This window comes from Flavobacterium gelatinilyticum, assembly GCF_027111295.1.
Lineage (GTDB): Bacteria > Bacteroidota > Bacteroidia > Flavobacteriales > Flavobacteriaceae > Flavobacterium > Flavobacterium gelatinilyticum.
The window spans coordinates 429283-444695 of the sequence record NZ_CP114287.1 but is presented as its reverse complement, the minus strand read 5'-3'; the positions used below and the strand labels follow the sequence as shown (position 1 = coordinate 444695).

The following is a 15413-nucleotide window of genomic DNA, read 5'->3' as shown; positions in this document are numbered from 1 at the left end:
ATAAATCCTCTTTTTTTAGGATAAACTTTAAAAAAAATAACATTTTGTTAATAATGTTCATTTTTTTAATATAATTAATGAATTAAATAATTTTAAGAATAGAAGCAGATTTAATACATTTATAAAAAAATTCAACAAAACTATGAGTTATTATAAAATAGAAAATTTAGAACAATATTTTAAACATTACAATAAGTCCATAAGGGAGCCGAGAAAGTTTTGGGGAAAAATTGCTGAAGAAAATTTTACATGGTATCAACAGTGGGAAAAGGTTGTTGATTTTAATATGGCCGATGCCGAAGTGAAATGGTTTACTGATGCAAAAGTAAATATTACTAAAAATTGTATTGATAGACATCTAAGCAAAAGAGGAGATAAAACGGCTGTTATTTTTGAACCGAATGATCCTTCTGAAGAAGCATTACACATAACTTATAACGAATTATACGAGCGAGTTTCTAAAATGGCGAATGTTCTTCGCGATCAGGGAATTACAAAAGGAGACCGCGTATGTATCTATCTGCCAATGATTCCGGAACTTGCAGTTGCTGTTTTAGCCTGCGCCAGAATTGGGGCAATTCACTCTGTAGTTTTTGCAGGATTTTCTGCTTCTGCATTATCAGCAAGAATTATTGACTGCGAATGCAAAATGGTAATCACATCTGATGGCGGTTACAGAGGAAATAAAACAATCGACTTAAAAGCCATTGTTGATGAAGCTCTTGAAACCTGCCCGTCTGTTTCTACAGTTTTAGTTGTAAAAAGAACAAAAACTGAAGTAGCAATGAGAGAAGGCCGTGATATTTGGTTACAGCCATTATTAGACGCAGCTCTGGATAACAGTGTTGCTGAAATTATGGATGCCGAAGATCCGTTATTTATCTTATATACTTCAGGATCAACAGGAAAGCCAAAAGGTATGGTGCATACTACAGCAGGGTACATGGTATATACAGCTTATACTTTTAAAAATGTATTCAGCCACGAAGAAAATGATATTTTCTGGTGTACTGCAGATATTGGCTGGATTACCGGACACTCATACATATTGTACGGACCATTATTGAATGGAGGAACAACTGTAATTTTTGAGGGAGTGCCGTCTTATCCTGATTTCAGCCGTTTTTGGGATATTATCGAAAAACATAAAATCACACAATTCTATACAGCGCCAACAGCAATTCGTTCATTAGCAAAAGAAAGCTTAGATTATATTCAAAAATATCCTCTAAAATCTCTAAAAGTTATTGGGTCAGTTGGAGAACCTATTAACGAAGAAGCATGGCACTGGTTCAATGACCACGTAGGAGATAAAAGATGTCCGGTGGTTGATACCTGGTGGCAGACAGAAACCGGCGGAATCATGATTTCGCCAATTGCATTTGTTACACCTACAAAACCAACTTACGCTACATTGCCATTACCGGGAATTCAGCCTGTTTTGATGGATGAAAAACGTAATGAAATCGAAGGAAACCAAGTGGTTGGAAGTTTGTGTATTAAATTCCCATGGCCGGGTATTGCCAGAACAATCTGGGGTAATCACGATCGTTACAAAGAAACGTATTTCTCTGCTTTCCCTGGAAAATATTTTACAGGAGACGGTGCTCTAAGAGACGAAGTTGGATATTACAGAATTACGGGTAGAGTAGATGACGTTGTAATTGTTTCAGGACATAATCTTGGAACAGCTCCAATTGAGGATGCTATTAACGAACACCCTGCGGTTGCCGAGTCTGCGATTGTTGGATTCCCGCATGATATTAAAGGAAATGCTTTATATGGTTTTGTTATTCTAAAAGAAACCGGAGAAGTCAGAGACAGAACAAACCTGACCAAAGAGATCAATCAGTATATTGCGGATCACATTGGGCCAATTGCAAAACTGGATAAAATTCAGTTTGTTTCAGGATTGCCAAAAACACGTTCCGGAAAAATTATGCGTAGAATTTTACGTAAAATTGCCGAAGGTGATTTCTCTAACTTTGGAGATACTTCAACTTTGTTGAATCCGGAAGTAGTAGAACAAATCATGAAAGACAGAATAGCTTAAAATTCTTAAAACATAAAAACAAAATGCCTCTTAAATTTAAGAGGCATTTTTTATATAGTTCGACAAGTGAACTCTGAGCGAAGCGAAGAATAAATCTAAAATCTAAAATCTAAAATTAATTTATTTAATTCCTAAGCGAGATTTTAATTTTAAAAATAGCAATCCAATTTTGTACGCATCTTCGGCAGATGAATTTCGGTCACTTTTTGGGATTTTATAAATTTCGCATAAATCGTTCAGCGAAAACTGCTTGTCATTAATATCTGTAAGTTTTCTGTACATTACATCAATATCAAGCGCTTCATTTTTTAGTCGGCCGCAGTCAAGGCGTTCCAGGGCAGCATTCAGCATTTCAATGTCAAAATTAATATGATGTCCAACAAGAACGGCATTTCCAATAAAATTGATAAACGCTTCAATAGCTTCCGGTTCCGGCATTCTGGTCATTTTGCTTTCGATAATAAATTCATTCGAAAGTCCGTGATCTTCCAAAAATTTATACTGAAGCAAAACAGCTTCAAAATTTTCTTTAATTACAATACTGTCATCAATAACCGAAAAAGCACCCAAAGACAAAATAACATCTTTGTTTGGGTTCAAACCTGAAGTTTCGGTACTCAAAACCACAAATTTGTTTGGCTTTGCGTCAAATTTTGTTAAATATTCTTTCCAGAATTCGGGGTGTTCCTTACTAATATTTTTAATCCAGTCCAGCATGTTTACGAGAATTGTGTAAGTTGAAATTTACTCTTTATTAATTCCTCAAGATCTTTCATCGGAGTTAAAGCACTTTTTAACTTTTCTTTGTCTGTTTTAGACATTTCTCTTAAATTAATATATTGTCCGGAATCATCATTTTTCAGTCCTTCAACAGTCCTGAACTTTGAAAGTGTCAGAAATGCTTCGGCACAGCTTAAGTAGATTTCGGAATTTTTAGAATCGCTAATAGCCAATTGTTTGAATCTTAAATACGTATTCTGAATTCCTTTGATATTTGCACTTAATATCAATAAACGAGCACTGTCAATTAACGGCATAAGAGCACGTGTTTTAATATCAAATTTATCTTTATGCGGACCTTCTTCTTCAACAATAAATTTTTTGAAGAAATTCAAAGGGGAATTTCTTTTTAAAGCATCATTTCCTAAAAAGTCAAAAAATAATGTGTTGTTTACCGCATTTTTGAAAACTACATTTTCTATTACTTCTTCAATTTTTGGTTCACCAATAACGATCTCATAATCAAAGAAAATACTGCTCAAATCATTGCTGTTTTCACCAGGAGTATTCATCCAGTTGTTGTATTGTTTTGTCCAGTCACTCAATGATTTACACCATAACATATTGCTTCCCATATGTCCGTTAGGGCAGTATTCGTAGCCTACTTTTTCGAGAATAGCCGTTGTTCGTTTTGCCATTCTTAAGAAATAATCTTTTACTTCGCGGTATTTCTCCGGTGCAACATCTTCAAAAATCAAAATGCTGTCCTGATCTGTAAGTAAAAGTTGTTCCTTACGTCCTTGACTACCAATGCTTAACCAAGCGTAACGGGCGGGAGGTGAGCCTAAATCTAAAATAGACAATTCGACAGCACGTTTTATAATAGCAAGATTAATTTCGCTGGCAATATTACTGACGTGAGAAATTGGTATATTTTTCTGAATCGAATTCTGAATTAAATCAGACAATCGATCACGAATTTGTTTTAAGTCTTTTGGCAGTTGTGAACGCTTAATCTCTTTAATTAATACACCAGGGTTACTGGCTTGAGCCACAATAAGATCGTGTTCAGAAATAATTCCTCTTACAGCAGATTTATTTGTACCGTCTTTGGTAACACACAAATGCGAAACATTGTATTTTAGCATAAGCAGCTGTGCTTCGGCCAAAGAAACATTTTCGATTACGGTAACAACAGGCGACGACATAATTTTGTCGATAGTTTCGGTAATAGGATAACGTCCGGTTGCAATTTTAGACGATAAATCGGCATTGGTTACAATACCAATAGGATTATTTTTTTCGCAGACTACAATATTATCAACCATTGATTCCGTCATCAGGATTGCAACATCTTTTACAATATGATGAGACTCAGTAGTCAATGGCGTTTTGTTATAAGTAAGCGACTGAATGTATTGTATTTCAGACTGATGATCCAGAAAACCATTGTCGGTATCTAATTTTCCGTTAGAACGCGCATTATCTTTTGTATGTCTGGAATTCATTGCAAAACTTTCCAGTAAAAAGTTCAGCACATCTGAGTTATTAGCCACAAAAGGTCTAAAAACAGCGATTGGAATAGCGTAGATAATAGTTTCTTCGCGCGCTTTTGCCGTCATCATGTAGTTATTCTTGGCAAAAAACGGACGCAGGCCAAAAATATCACCTTCGTGACATTTGTTTATAATCGTTTCCTCAGCATCGGCAATCGTGGTTAAATTAATTACACCAGAAGCCACAACGTAAAAACTGTCGTGCAGCGGGTCATTATTTTGAAACAGTACTGCATGCTTTTCTAAGTTAATAACACGAATATTGGTCGCGATATCTGATAATTCCTGAAAAGTTAAATTATCAAATGGCGGGTATTCTTTTAAAAAATCTGCAATATGCTCAGCAATTGTATTCATAATAGTTGATAATTTTTTTAAAGTATCGAATGTAAAAATAAGAAAATAAAGTCTTACAATGAAAGCAAGTTGTTCAGAATCTAAATATTTTAAATAAATGTTAAGATTTACTGAATTCAAGGCTTCGAAAAGCTTTTTACTTTTTTTAAAGTTACATAATTATTTGATTTATAGTTCTATAAAAAAAAAATTATTTACGAAACAAGTAGGAGATTTGGTTTTGAATTAGTGCTCAATTAATCATTAACAAAGAATCGTTAGTACTAAGAACGAATATCAGAATGATTGATTGTGCAGGAGTTTCTATAATTTTCTATTTTACATAATATAAATTATAGTTCAAATAGAATACTGCAGAAATGAGCTATTTTATTCATTTTTAAACATTTGATTCTTTATATAATTGTTTCTCTTTATAATTTTATCCGGAATCTCAATTATAGTTATTTTTCATTTCAGATTTCCTCTGTTGTTTTTTGAAGCCTCACTTTCCTGCTTACAATCAGTTACAATTATTTGTCTGTTTGACACACTAACGAGTTTCATAAATATGTCGAATTTTAAAACTGCACCATTCATTATGCATCAAAAATTCGATATTTGAAAAAATAAATTATTTGCTTTCAAATATTCGATTTTTGACGAACGCTAAAAATCGCATATTTGGCCAAAGAAAAAAAAATTTTAGAAATACGCGAAATTTGAAGCTGTATCATTCGTCATCAAAAATCCGATATTTGAAAATATAAAATATTTCTTTTCAAATATTCGATTTTGACGAAAGCTAAAAATCGCATATTTGGTCAAAGAAAAGAATATTTTTGAAATACGCGAAATTTGAAGCTGTATCATTCGTCATCAAAAATCCGATATTTGAAAATATAAAATATTTGCTTTTAAATATTCGATTTTGACGAAAGCTAAAAATCGCATATTTGGTCAAAGAAAAGAATATTTTTGAAATACGCGAAATTTGAAGCTGTATCATTTGCCATTAAAAATTCAATATTTGAAAAAATAAATTATTTGCTTTTAAATATTCGATTTTGACGAATGCTAAAAATCGCATATTTGGCTCAAGAAAAAAATATTCTGCAAATACGCGAAATTTATAACCATAAAACGGTAATTATATTTCTCGAGATTATATAATAAATAAGCCTTTGTATTAATTTAGAAAGGGTTATTTTTTAAGGTATAATTATTTATTCTTTTATAGCAATGCGTAATCAATGTTTAAATTATTATTGATATTTTTTACAATCAAGTTTTTGTAAATCATCTTGGAGATTGCTATTAAGATCTTTTCTTGGATTATGCGACTCAAAATGTCTAGAAGTACTACTTTTTGCTATTAATGATATCGAATAGTTAAACCTAGATTTTAGATCTTTACTTAAAATTGCGAATAAATCATCAGGATTTTTGTACTTGTCGCTGTATGTTATAATTAAGCTTGAATTGTTAAATGATTCAATTGATACACAACCTGATTTTATCAACACACACAATACATAATTTCTTGCTTCATTATGATTTGCAAAATCTTCTGATCCTTCTTTTGTATCATAAGATAAATGATACTTCACTTCTAATACTTTTAGTAACGCCATTCTTAATTCTTTTTTAATTCTAAACTTATTAAATCTTTCTATTTTCATAAATATAAATTTTTCTTTATAAAATCAAAAGTATAAAATTATTGGTATTATATTTGGAAATATTTAATAACGATAACCTCACAAAATAATACCACATGAAAAAAAAAACTTTATTAAAAATTTTGATTGGATTAGTAAGTGTTCTTATTATTCTAATTTCCTTGTCTTTTATCAACTCTCGACCTACTGATAATTATAATACTGAAGTTGGTGAAATAGATGTTGAGAAACACGTAGATTCAATTGTTAGGTCTAGAGAAGAAGAAGCAGGTTTAACTATTAAGAATAGAGATATTAGAAATAATTGGAGTATTTACTTTAAAGTCAGTAATAATAAATTTGATTACTATGAAATTGGAGGTATTGAGAATTTACAAATTTCTTTTGAAAATGATTCTGATTATATAGTCGATAATGCTTATGTTGACGTTTGCTACATTATCGACAATGGAAGTTGTTATAAAACAGAAAGTGTGCTTTTTAAAAACGTAGAACCTCATTCTATCGTAACTCAGGATGCTCCTAATTCTTCTAGAGGTAAAAAGATTCGTTTAGATTTTTCTCAAATATATTCAGACGATTTAAACTTTTTATATGGTCAAAATATCGTTGGCACTAGATCATCTATTGATCCTTATTTTTCAAAGGATTAATAATTAAATTTATCTATTTTATCTTCAATAAAGGATAATTTAGAATACATCATTTATTAGTTTACCATAATTATTATAACTAAAAATCCTATATTTGACACTTAGGACAAACATCAATATGACAGAGAAAATAATACATCAAGGCAGAAATATAAAGCGTTTCCGTGAAATGCTGGGCATAAAACAAGAAGCCCTTGCTTATGAATTAGGTGAAGATTGGAACCAAAAGAAAATTTCTCTTTTGGAACAAAAGGAATTGATTGAAAATAATATTTTAGAACAGGTAGCTAGAATTCTGAAAGTGCCTGTTGAAGCTATAGAGAATTTTGATGAAGATTCAGCAATTAATATAATAGCCAATACTTTTCACGATAGTGCTGTTGCAAATACTTTTACTGATGGTTCTCAGGCAAATTTCAATTGTACGTTTAATCCTTTAGATAAAATGGTAGAACTTTACGAGCGTATGCTTGAGCAGCAAAAAGAAATGATTGAGAAACTGGAAAAGCTTATAAAATAAGGTTTTATTCGTATAATTTCTTCATTATCACTTCACTTGGCACTATGTCATGATTGCCGCGTTTTGTAAATTGCAATATGTCGTCTTCTACAATTAAATAAGCTCCGTAAGTTACTCCGTTTTTATCTATTAGTTTTATTTGGGCTCTGTCGCCCATTGGATACACATGTCCTGTAACATCCAAAACTCCGGAATTTAGTTCTTTGTGTTCACTGGTAACTTCGGCAGTTCCTGAAATCTTATAATTAGACTGTGCAATTGTAATTTTAAAGAAATATTCTTTCTTACAATTTTTACATTTTTGAGATCCCCAAGTGCCGGTCAGCTTATTGATTTGCGAATACGACGGAAAGCTGATTAAAATCAGTAATAAAATAATTTTTCTCATAGATTTAAAAAAGCGCTGAATTGTTTATCAAATAAACGAAATAAAATTTAATTTTGAGTTTTAATATTGCGGATAGAAACAAAAAAGCCAGAATTAAGATTCTGGCCTTATTGGATTTTTTTAATCTATTTTAATTTTTTCAAATAAACAGATTTTCCGTTAAGTGAAACTTCAATCTGATTGGTTTTGTCTGTAAACGTAGTTCGAAGCAGATTTCCTTTAAAGACAGAAACATCGCCGTAGACTTTTCCGGTTTCATCAGAAACATATTCAAACAGCAATTTTTTGTTATCCGGTTCGATTCCTATTTTATAGCTTGAGAATTTAGATCCCGAAAGATCAAATTCCTGCTGTGAATCGATAATTTTTCCGTCGACATAAAAATTTGTAATTGTTTTGTTAACCGTAATGTCCGGATAATATTTGTTGACTTTTTGAATCAAATCATACTGTTCGACATTTACATCTTCCTTTTTTGATGTAACTGTTTGTGCAAATGAAACTGAGGTGAAAATAATAGATAATAACAAAATATACTTCTTCATAATTCTTACTTTTTAAGATTAATAATGTTTTGTTTTAGTTATTAAAATGCATTTAATACTATAACAAGATATGAAATCTTTACCTTTGCAGAAAATTTAAAGCGTTTTTTTAAGAAAATGACAACAAAAAAATATTTCAAACTTATCCTTATTTTAGGTTCATTAACAGCACTAGGACCATTTTCAATCGACATGTATTTACCTGGTTTTTCGGATATTGCAAAGGATTTAAATACCACAGTCGCCAAAGTTTCGATGAGTTTATCCAGCTATTTTATCGGGATTTCTGCCGGACAATTACTTTACGGACCGCTTTTAGATCGTTTTGGACGCAAAAAGCCTTTATTTATTGGTCTTACGGTTTATATTCTGGCTTCGTTGGGCTGTATTTATGTAACTGATATTGATTCGTTTATCTTTCTTCGCTTTGTTCAGGCTGTTGGGAGCTGTGCAGCTACAGTTGCCTCGGTTGCCATGGTTCGTGATTTATTTCCTGTAAAAGATATTCCAAAAGTATTTTCGTTATTAATGCTTGTTGTTGGGCTTTCGCCGATGCTGGCGCCTACAGTTGGCGGTTATGTAACAGAAGATTTAGGCTGGCACATGGTTTTCCTGATCCTGATGTGTATGGGAATTTTTATTCTGGCGGCGTCGCAAATTGGATTGCCAAATACCTACAAACCTGATACTTCGATTTCATTAAAACCAAAACCTATTATCAGTAATTTTTTAAAGGTGCTAAAAGAACCGCAGTTTTTTACGTACGCCTTTACCGGAGCAATCGCTTTTTCGGGCCTATTTTCGTATGTAGCGGCCTCCCCTATCATTTTTATGGATATCTATAGGGTAGATGCTAAGGCATACGGATGGATTTTTGCTTTTATGTCGGTTAGTTTTATAGGTTCCAGTCAGCTGAATTCCATGCTTTTAAAACGTTTTTCGAGCCAGCAGATGATTTTTGGCGCTTTGATTTCGCAATCGGTTATCAGTATTATTTTCCTGATTTTGGCTTTAAATGATCTTTTGGGTTTATATGAAACTATAATAATGTTGTTTCTGTTTTTGGCCTGTCTGGGAATTTCAAATCCAAACACAGCCGGATTGACGCTTGCGCCATTTGCCAAAAATACCGGAAGCGCTTCTGCTTTAATGGGTGCTATTCAGTTAGGGCTTGGAGCTTTAGCTTCTTTTGCGATTGGAGTTTTTGTAAAAGATTCGGTTACGCCAATGGTTGCCATTATGACAACAACGACGATTACGGCATTTATTGTTTTAAATATCGGAAAACGATTTATAAAGAATAAAGTAGAATTGAGCGGAAATGATGATGTAATGATTGGGCACTAAATTTTTTAAAATTCCAATATTTGAAATTCCAAATTCCAATACTAAAATTGCAAGTTTCAATATATTTGGAAATAATACAAAAAAGCCAGAGTTTAAAATTCTGGCTTTTTTATTCGTATTTAGATTTTATAATTTGAAATTTATAAGACAATCCATTGGAATTTGGAATTTTAAAAATTTGAATTTACGAAGTCTTTAGTTTCTCTTATCCGGTCTGATGATCATTCTAAGAGACTGATCTCTTGCGAAATAAGCGACCATCCAGTTCCAAAATGTATTTAATCGGTTTCTGTACGTTATTAATGAGATTAGGTGGATAAACAACCAGATAACCCAGGCAAAGAATCCTTTAAAGTGCCATTTTGGACTTGGCAGATCTACCACAGCTTTTGCTTTCCCGATAATTGCCATAGAACCTTTGTCCTTGTACACGAATGGTTTCAACGGCTGATTTTTAATCATGGCTTTAAAGTTTTTTGCCAGATTCAATCCCTGCTGAATTGCCACCTGTGCCACCTGCGGATGACCACCCGGAAAATTTTGATCTCCTGATAAAATCGCAGTATCGCCAATGGCATAAATATTATCTAATCCGTTTACTTTATTATATTGATCTGTAGCCATGCGTCGGCCGCGTCCGTAACTTTCCTGCGGAATTCCTTCGAAAATTTTAGCCGAAACCCCGGCAGCCCAGATTAAGTTTTTGGTTTTAATGGTTTCGCCATTTTCAAAAAATACGGTATCATCTACATAATCGACAACTTTGGTATTTAGTTTTACAACTACGCCCAATTTTGTCAAGGCTTCGTAAGTATCTTTTTGAGATTCTTTGCTCATTGGAGCCAGCAGTGCATCGCCTCCATCTACTAAATATACGTTGCTGGCAGAGGTGTCTAATTCAGGATATTCTTTAAGGAGGATATTTTTTCTCATTTCGGCAAACATTCCGGATACTTCAACTCCTGTTGGCCCTCCTCCGGCAACAACAATTGTCAATAGTTTACGACGTTTACGCATATCCTTGCAAATAGCGGCTTTTTCGAGATTTTTAAGTAATGTGTTACGCATTTCGATGGCATCATTTAAGGTTTTCATCGGGATGGCATTTTTCATTACGTTTTCCATTCCAAAATAGCTGGTTTCTGCTCCGGTGGCAAATACCAGATAATCATAGTCTAATACGCCGTTGTTTAAAATAATTTTATTTTCGGCAGGAACAACAGACTGCAGTTCACCTAAACGAAACTGAAGATTCTTTTTACCGGCAAAAAATTTTCTGTATGGGTAGCTGATGCTTGACGGCTCCAAAAAAGCCGTTGCAACCTGATATATAAGCGGAGGGAAAAAATTATAATTGTTTTTGTCTACAAGTGTTACTTGTATCTGAGGCTGGTTTACAAGCTCTTTTGCAAGATTTATTCCTGCAAAACCGCCTCCTATTATGACTATTTTCATATATGTTGATATTAGGAAGGATTATAAAATAATTCCTTATAAATATACAACTTTAATATGCAATGACAAATGTCATATTTACTACTTTTTGAATTTTTTAACAGGCTTTTCGGTTACTTCTATCTTGTTTTGTAGGACATAATTAGCTAACAATTTTTCTATCAGTTCATCTTTTGTAAGATGATGAAAAACGGTTTTTACCTTTGTTTTTAAGTCTGTCGAAATATCGTGATTGGGTTTTGTTTTAAAGATTTGTTTTGCCCACAAAAGAGTATTATTTTCCTCGATACTTAATGCAGATGGTTTTTGAAATTTTGAGAATTTCAGACCAAGTTCTCTTTCAAAATCAGCAATTTCAAAAACTTCTTCTTCCTGCAAAACGGTCAGCGAAAGTCCCTTTGCTCCTGCTCTGGCAGTTCTTCCGCTTCGGTGAACATACGTTTCGTAAGCATCTGGCAAATGATAGTTTACAACATATGAAATTTCTTTAACATCGATTCCTCTTGCAGCTAAATCTGTGGCAACCAAAATATTGATATGTCCTTCACGAAATTGCTCCATGATTCGGTCACGGATTCCCTGCGTTAGGCTTCCGTGAATTGCTCCGGATGAAAATCGGTTTATAGCCAGATTTTTAGCCAGTTTATTTACGGCAGCTTTGGTTTTACAGAAAATAATACCACGTTCGCCTTCTCTTGAATTTAGGAAATGCATTAATACATCGAGTTTTTCAATGGGATCAACCACAATATATTCGTGGTCAATTCCAGCATTTCCCACAATTTCCATATTAGCACTTACCTGAACCACATTTTTATTCAAATAATTCTGAATCAATTGTTTAATTGTTCCGGGTAAAGTGGCAGAAAACAATAAAGTTCTATGTTTTTTAGGAAGTTCTGCAATGATTTCGTCCAGGCTTTCTTTTAGAATAGAAACCATTTCATCGGCTTCGTCTAAAACTAAATATTGTGTCTGGCTTAAATCAACCGCTTTTCTCTGAATTAAATCAATTAAACGTCCGGGAGTAGCTACAATGATATGTGTAGGCGTTGTAAGGCGCTCAATTTGAGGTTTGATCGGGATTCCGCCGCAAGTTGCTGCTATGGAAATATTTTGAATATATTTTGAAAAATCTTCCAGATTTCTAAAAATCTGATGTCCCAATTCTCTTGTAGGTACTAAAATTACAGCCTGAATTACTGGCAATTCAGTATTTATTAATTGCAATAAAGGAAGTCCAAAAGCGGCTGTTTTTCCTGTTCCGGTTTTAGCTAAACCAACCAAATCATGGTTTTCTGATAATAAAAGCGGAATTGTTTTCTGCTGAATTTCTGTTGGTTCAACAATTTTTAATTCACCTAATGCTTTTAAAATTGGTGATGCAACTCCTAATATTGAGAATGGTTTAGACATAGTTTTTGTTTTTGTTAAAGGTTTCATGTTTCAAGTTGCACAGAAACTCAATTAAGTTTAAAAGGAGAAATTACATTAGATTTAATTATTCTCAATGTAATTCCTCCTCCTTGTAATTATAATTATTCAGATTTCAATAACTTGAAACATGAAACCTGAAGCTTTTAAACCTTATTCTCAATCAGGTTCGTTCATGATTTTTTCGCGGTATTTTTTACCTATTAATAAAGTTAGTCTCTGTTTGTAATCATCCAGAAGCCATTCACGATAGTTTTTACTGCACTGGCTTAAACATTTTGCAAAACGTTTAATTCGGTCTTCGATATCGTCTTCGAGCTCTTTTGAAAGCGCCTTTGCTTCCGGCAGTAATTCTGTATTGTCTACACACATGGCAGCGTGCTGCTCCAGTGATTTATCTAATACAATTTTTGAACGTAAATTTTGTTTGATGGCCAGTTTGTGTTCTTCATCTACATCAAAAGAAACATCGACTGTTTTACTAAATTTGGCTCGTAATTCAGCTGGCATGCTGTATTTGAAATACATTTCGATTTCGGTATCATCTCTAAGATTCTCCAAATAAAATTCAGGAGACTTAAAGATGTGCTGCCAGTTAACCGGTTCGCTCCAAAGTCCAAAACGAGCGGCGTTGTTTCCTAAATCAATTACCGTAAATTCATCTTTTCCTGGCAATTTACGTGAACCGCGGCCAATCATCTGGAAATATAAAGTCAACGATTTTGTTGCCCTGTTTAAAATGATGGTTTCAACCGTTGGCTCATCAAATCCTGTTGTTAAGATACCTACAGATGTTAAAATAGCATCTGGAGTTTTCTTGAACCACTGTAATATATCTTTACGTTCTTCAGAGCTGCTGGTGTTATCAAGGTGTCTGATATCGTAACCGGCTTCTCTAAAGGTGTCGTATACATATAAAGAAGTATGGATACCGTTATTAAAAATTAAGGTTTTCTTGCCAAGAGAGCGTTCTGTATAAGCATGAAGCAGTTTTTCCTGCATCATTGAGTTGGTATACAAATCATCTGATGATTTTACGGTATAATCACCGTTGATACCTACTTTTAATGAAGTCAAACCTACATCATAACTGTATGTTGTTGCTCTGGCCAAAAATCCTTTGTCGATTAATGAACCAATAGTGTCCCCAACGATAAGTTCGTCGTAACTTTGGTGCATTGGTAATTTTATATTCGAACTCAATGGTGTTGCCGTTACTCCCAGAATAAAGGCATTTTTGAATGAGTTTAATAATTTTCTGAATGAATTGTAGTGCGCTTCGTCAATAATCACCAAACCGATATTGTCTAAGTGCAGTTTTTCGTCGTTGATACGGTTTTTTAAAGTTTCGACCATCGCAACGAAACAGGAATAATCATTCTGGTCCGGTAATTCTTTTACTTTACTGTTGATGATTTTGTTTGAAACACCAAAACCTTTCAGCATTTTTGACGTTTGTTTACAAAGCTCGATACGGTGTGTTAAAACCACCACTTTTTTGTCGTTATTAGATAAATAACGACGCACAATTTCTGAGAAAATTACCGTTTTTCCACCTCCGGTAGGCAGCTGATACAATAAATGATGTTTAGGAGGAGCATTGTCTAAGCGGTCAAAAATGGCATCAATATCGCCTTTTTGGTATGCATACAATTCTTTCTTCTCTGCTCTTTCTATTTCTAATGTGTTTTGAGACATTGTTTGTTTTTGGATTTTTGCAAAAATACATCTAAAAAACAGTTATTCATCCTGTTTTATCCGAAAATAAATGTTTTTTTTAAACTAAGTTTTTTTATAGGAAGTGTTTTTAAAAGTCTGTTTTTTCCAGAATTGCTTCAAAATCATACCTGTTTTTCCATTTTTGCTGCAAAGTTTCTTGGTAAACTGCCTGAACTCTTGCTTTAAATTCGTGAAAAATTCCGTTAGAAATTAAAAAATTAACAGCTTGCTCAAAAGAATTAAACATACTCTTGTAAAACAATTCCTGTTTAATTAAATTATTTTCTGAGTAAGTCTGCGCAATTTCGATGTTATAGAGCATCAAATCGGCTATGATAAACGAGTCAACGCCTAAAGAAATGAAATGTTTGATGATTTTTTGAGCTACAGAACGACGCATTTTGGCTTTTGGACGCCATTTTGCATTTGGTTTTTTAATGGGAAAATACTCGTGTGAAATTTTTACCTTGCTTTCCTGCAGAAGTTTGTCTTCTTTTGGGTTAAAAACAAAATCATAATACACTTTTACAGGACTGAATTTTTCGTACAGTTCGACAAGCTGCTCTTCGAGCTGTTCTTTGGTAAGTCCGGTTAGATATTTTTTTAAATCGCGTTTGCTCATTATCAAAGTTTAAGACTGCAAAAATAAATTACTTTCCTGATACATAATCCAAAAACCAACCATAATACTTAATTTTGTTCCTTATAATCTCAAAAAACTCATACATGCTCAAGATTTTTAAAATTACTGCCATTTTAGAAGGAATTTCATACCTGGTTTTATTTGCAAATATGCTTTTTATCAAAACCAATAATCCGGAACTTTATCATACACTTCTTCGTCCGCTTGGAATGACACACGGTGTTTTATTTATTGGTTACATTCTTTTAGCCTTTTTATTGAAAAAATCTCAAAACTGGGATCTTAAAACTTTTGCCATTATACTTATTGCTTCTCTTATTCCGTTTGGAACTTTTTATGTAGAGAAAAAGTATCTATAAAAT

14 protein-coding genes are annotated in these 15413 nt (G+C 33.1%); 5 read left to right on the top strand and 9 right to left on the bottom strand.

All coding sequences use genetic code 11. The features are described 5' to 3' along the window. Positions 1–142: 142 nt before the first annotated feature. Positions 143–2053, top strand: coding sequence for an acetate--CoA ligase (gene acs / locus OZP11_RS01940; protein WP_281233561.1), 1911 nt, complete (start codon positions 143–145; stop codon positions 2051–2053). A gap of 120 nt (positions 2054–2173) precedes the next feature. Here the strand turns inward: acs and OZP11_RS01935 are convergent, their stop codons facing one another. The 3 genes from OZP11_RS01935 to OZP11_RS01925 form a co-directional block, all read right to left on the bottom strand. Continuing rightward, the gene (locus OZP11_RS01935; protein ID WP_281233560.1) at positions 2174–2770 is read right to left on the bottom strand and encodes a 3'-5' exonuclease; all 597 of its coding nucleotides are present in this window, start codon (positions 2768–2770) and stop codon (positions 2174–2176) included. A 2-nt stretch (positions 2771–2772) separates the two neighbouring features. After that, positions 2773–4686 carry a DUF294 nucleotidyltransferase-like domain-containing protein gene (locus OZP11_RS01930; RefSeq protein WP_281233559.1) on the bottom strand — a complete coding sequence of 638 codons (1914 nt, stop codon included), beginning with the start codon at positions 4684–4686 and terminating at the stop codon, positions 2773–2775. Positions 4687–5930: 1244 nt separating this feature from the next. Beyond that, the gene (locus OZP11_RS01925) at positions 5931–6347 is read right to left on the bottom strand and encodes a hypothetical protein (RefSeq protein ID WP_281233558.1); all 417 of its coding nucleotides are present in this window, start codon (positions 6345–6347) and stop codon (positions 5931–5933) included. A 95-nt stretch (positions 6348–6442) separates the two neighbouring features. On the opposite strand from OZP11_RS01925, the gene OZP11_RS01920 reads away from it, so the two are divergent. Continuing rightward, positions 6443–7000 carry a hypothetical protein gene (locus tag OZP11_RS01920; RefSeq protein WP_281233557.1) on the top strand — a complete coding sequence of 186 codons (558 nt, stop codon included), beginning with the start codon at positions 6443–6445 and terminating at the stop codon, positions 6998–7000. Positions 7001–7118: 118 nt separating this feature from the next. Further along, positions 7119–7520: a helix-turn-helix transcriptional regulator gene (locus tag OZP11_RS01915; protein ID WP_281233556.1), complete on the top strand. Its 402-nt coding sequence runs from the start codon at positions 7119–7121 to the stop codon at positions 7518–7520. Between the two features lie 4 nt (positions 7521–7524). Here OZP11_RS01915 and OZP11_RS01910 read toward each other — a convergent pair whose 3' ends face one another. Both OZP11_RS01910 and OZP11_RS01905 read right to left on the bottom strand, forming a co-directional pair. Next, positions 7525–7908: a hypothetical protein gene (locus OZP11_RS01910; RefSeq protein ID WP_281233555.1), complete on the bottom strand. Its 384-nt coding sequence runs from the start codon at positions 7906–7908 to the stop codon at positions 7525–7527. A 125-nt stretch (positions 7909–8033) separates the two neighbouring features. After that, positions 8034–8453, bottom strand: a complete 420-nt coding sequence (locus tag OZP11_RS01905) for a hypothetical protein (RefSeq protein WP_281233554.1) — start codon at positions 8451–8453, stop codon at positions 8034–8036. Positions 8454–8570: 117 nt separating this feature from the next. Here OZP11_RS01905 and OZP11_RS01900 point away from each other — a divergent pair, with 117 nt between their 5' ends. After that, positions 8571–9800, top strand: coding sequence for a multidrug effflux MFS transporter (locus tag OZP11_RS01900; protein ID WP_281233553.1), 1230 nt, complete (start codon positions 8571–8573; stop codon positions 9798–9800). A 195-nt stretch (positions 9801–9995) separates the two neighbouring features. Here the strand turns inward: OZP11_RS01900 and OZP11_RS01895 are convergent, their stop codons facing one another. From OZP11_RS01895 to OZP11_RS01880, 4 genes are all read right to left on the bottom strand, one after another. Then, a complete protein-coding gene (locus OZP11_RS01895) occupies positions 9996–11255 on the bottom strand; it encodes an NAD(P)/FAD-dependent oxidoreductase (RefSeq protein ID WP_281233552.1) in 1260 nt (419 codons plus the stop codon). Positions 11256–11336: 81 nt separating this feature from the next. Continuing rightward, complete coding sequence (locus tag OZP11_RS01890; protein WP_281233551.1) at positions 11337–12671, bottom strand: DEAD/DEAH box helicase; 1335 nt, start codon at positions 12669–12671, stop codon at positions 11337–11339. A 177-nt stretch (positions 12672–12848) separates the two neighbouring features. Then, positions 12849–14387 (bottom strand): DEAD/DEAH box helicase, encoded by a 1539-nt coding sequence (locus OZP11_RS01885; protein ID WP_281233550.1) that lies wholly within the window; start codon positions 14385–14387, stop codon positions 12849–12851. Positions 14388–14496: 109 nt separating this feature from the next. Next, positions 14497–15030 (bottom strand): DUF6155 family protein, encoded by a 534-nt coding sequence (locus tag OZP11_RS01880; protein ID WP_281233549.1) that lies wholly within the window; start codon positions 15028–15030, stop codon positions 14497–14499. A 104-nt stretch (positions 15031–15134) separates the two neighbouring features. Here OZP11_RS01880 and OZP11_RS01875 point away from each other — a divergent pair, with 104 nt between their 5' ends. After that, positions 15135–15410 carry a DUF3817 domain-containing protein gene (locus OZP11_RS01875; protein ID WP_281233548.1) on the top strand — a complete coding sequence of 92 codons (276 nt, stop codon included), beginning with the start codon at positions 15135–15137 and terminating at the stop codon, positions 15408–15410. The last annotated feature ends 3 nt before the right edge of the window (positions 15411–15413 follow it).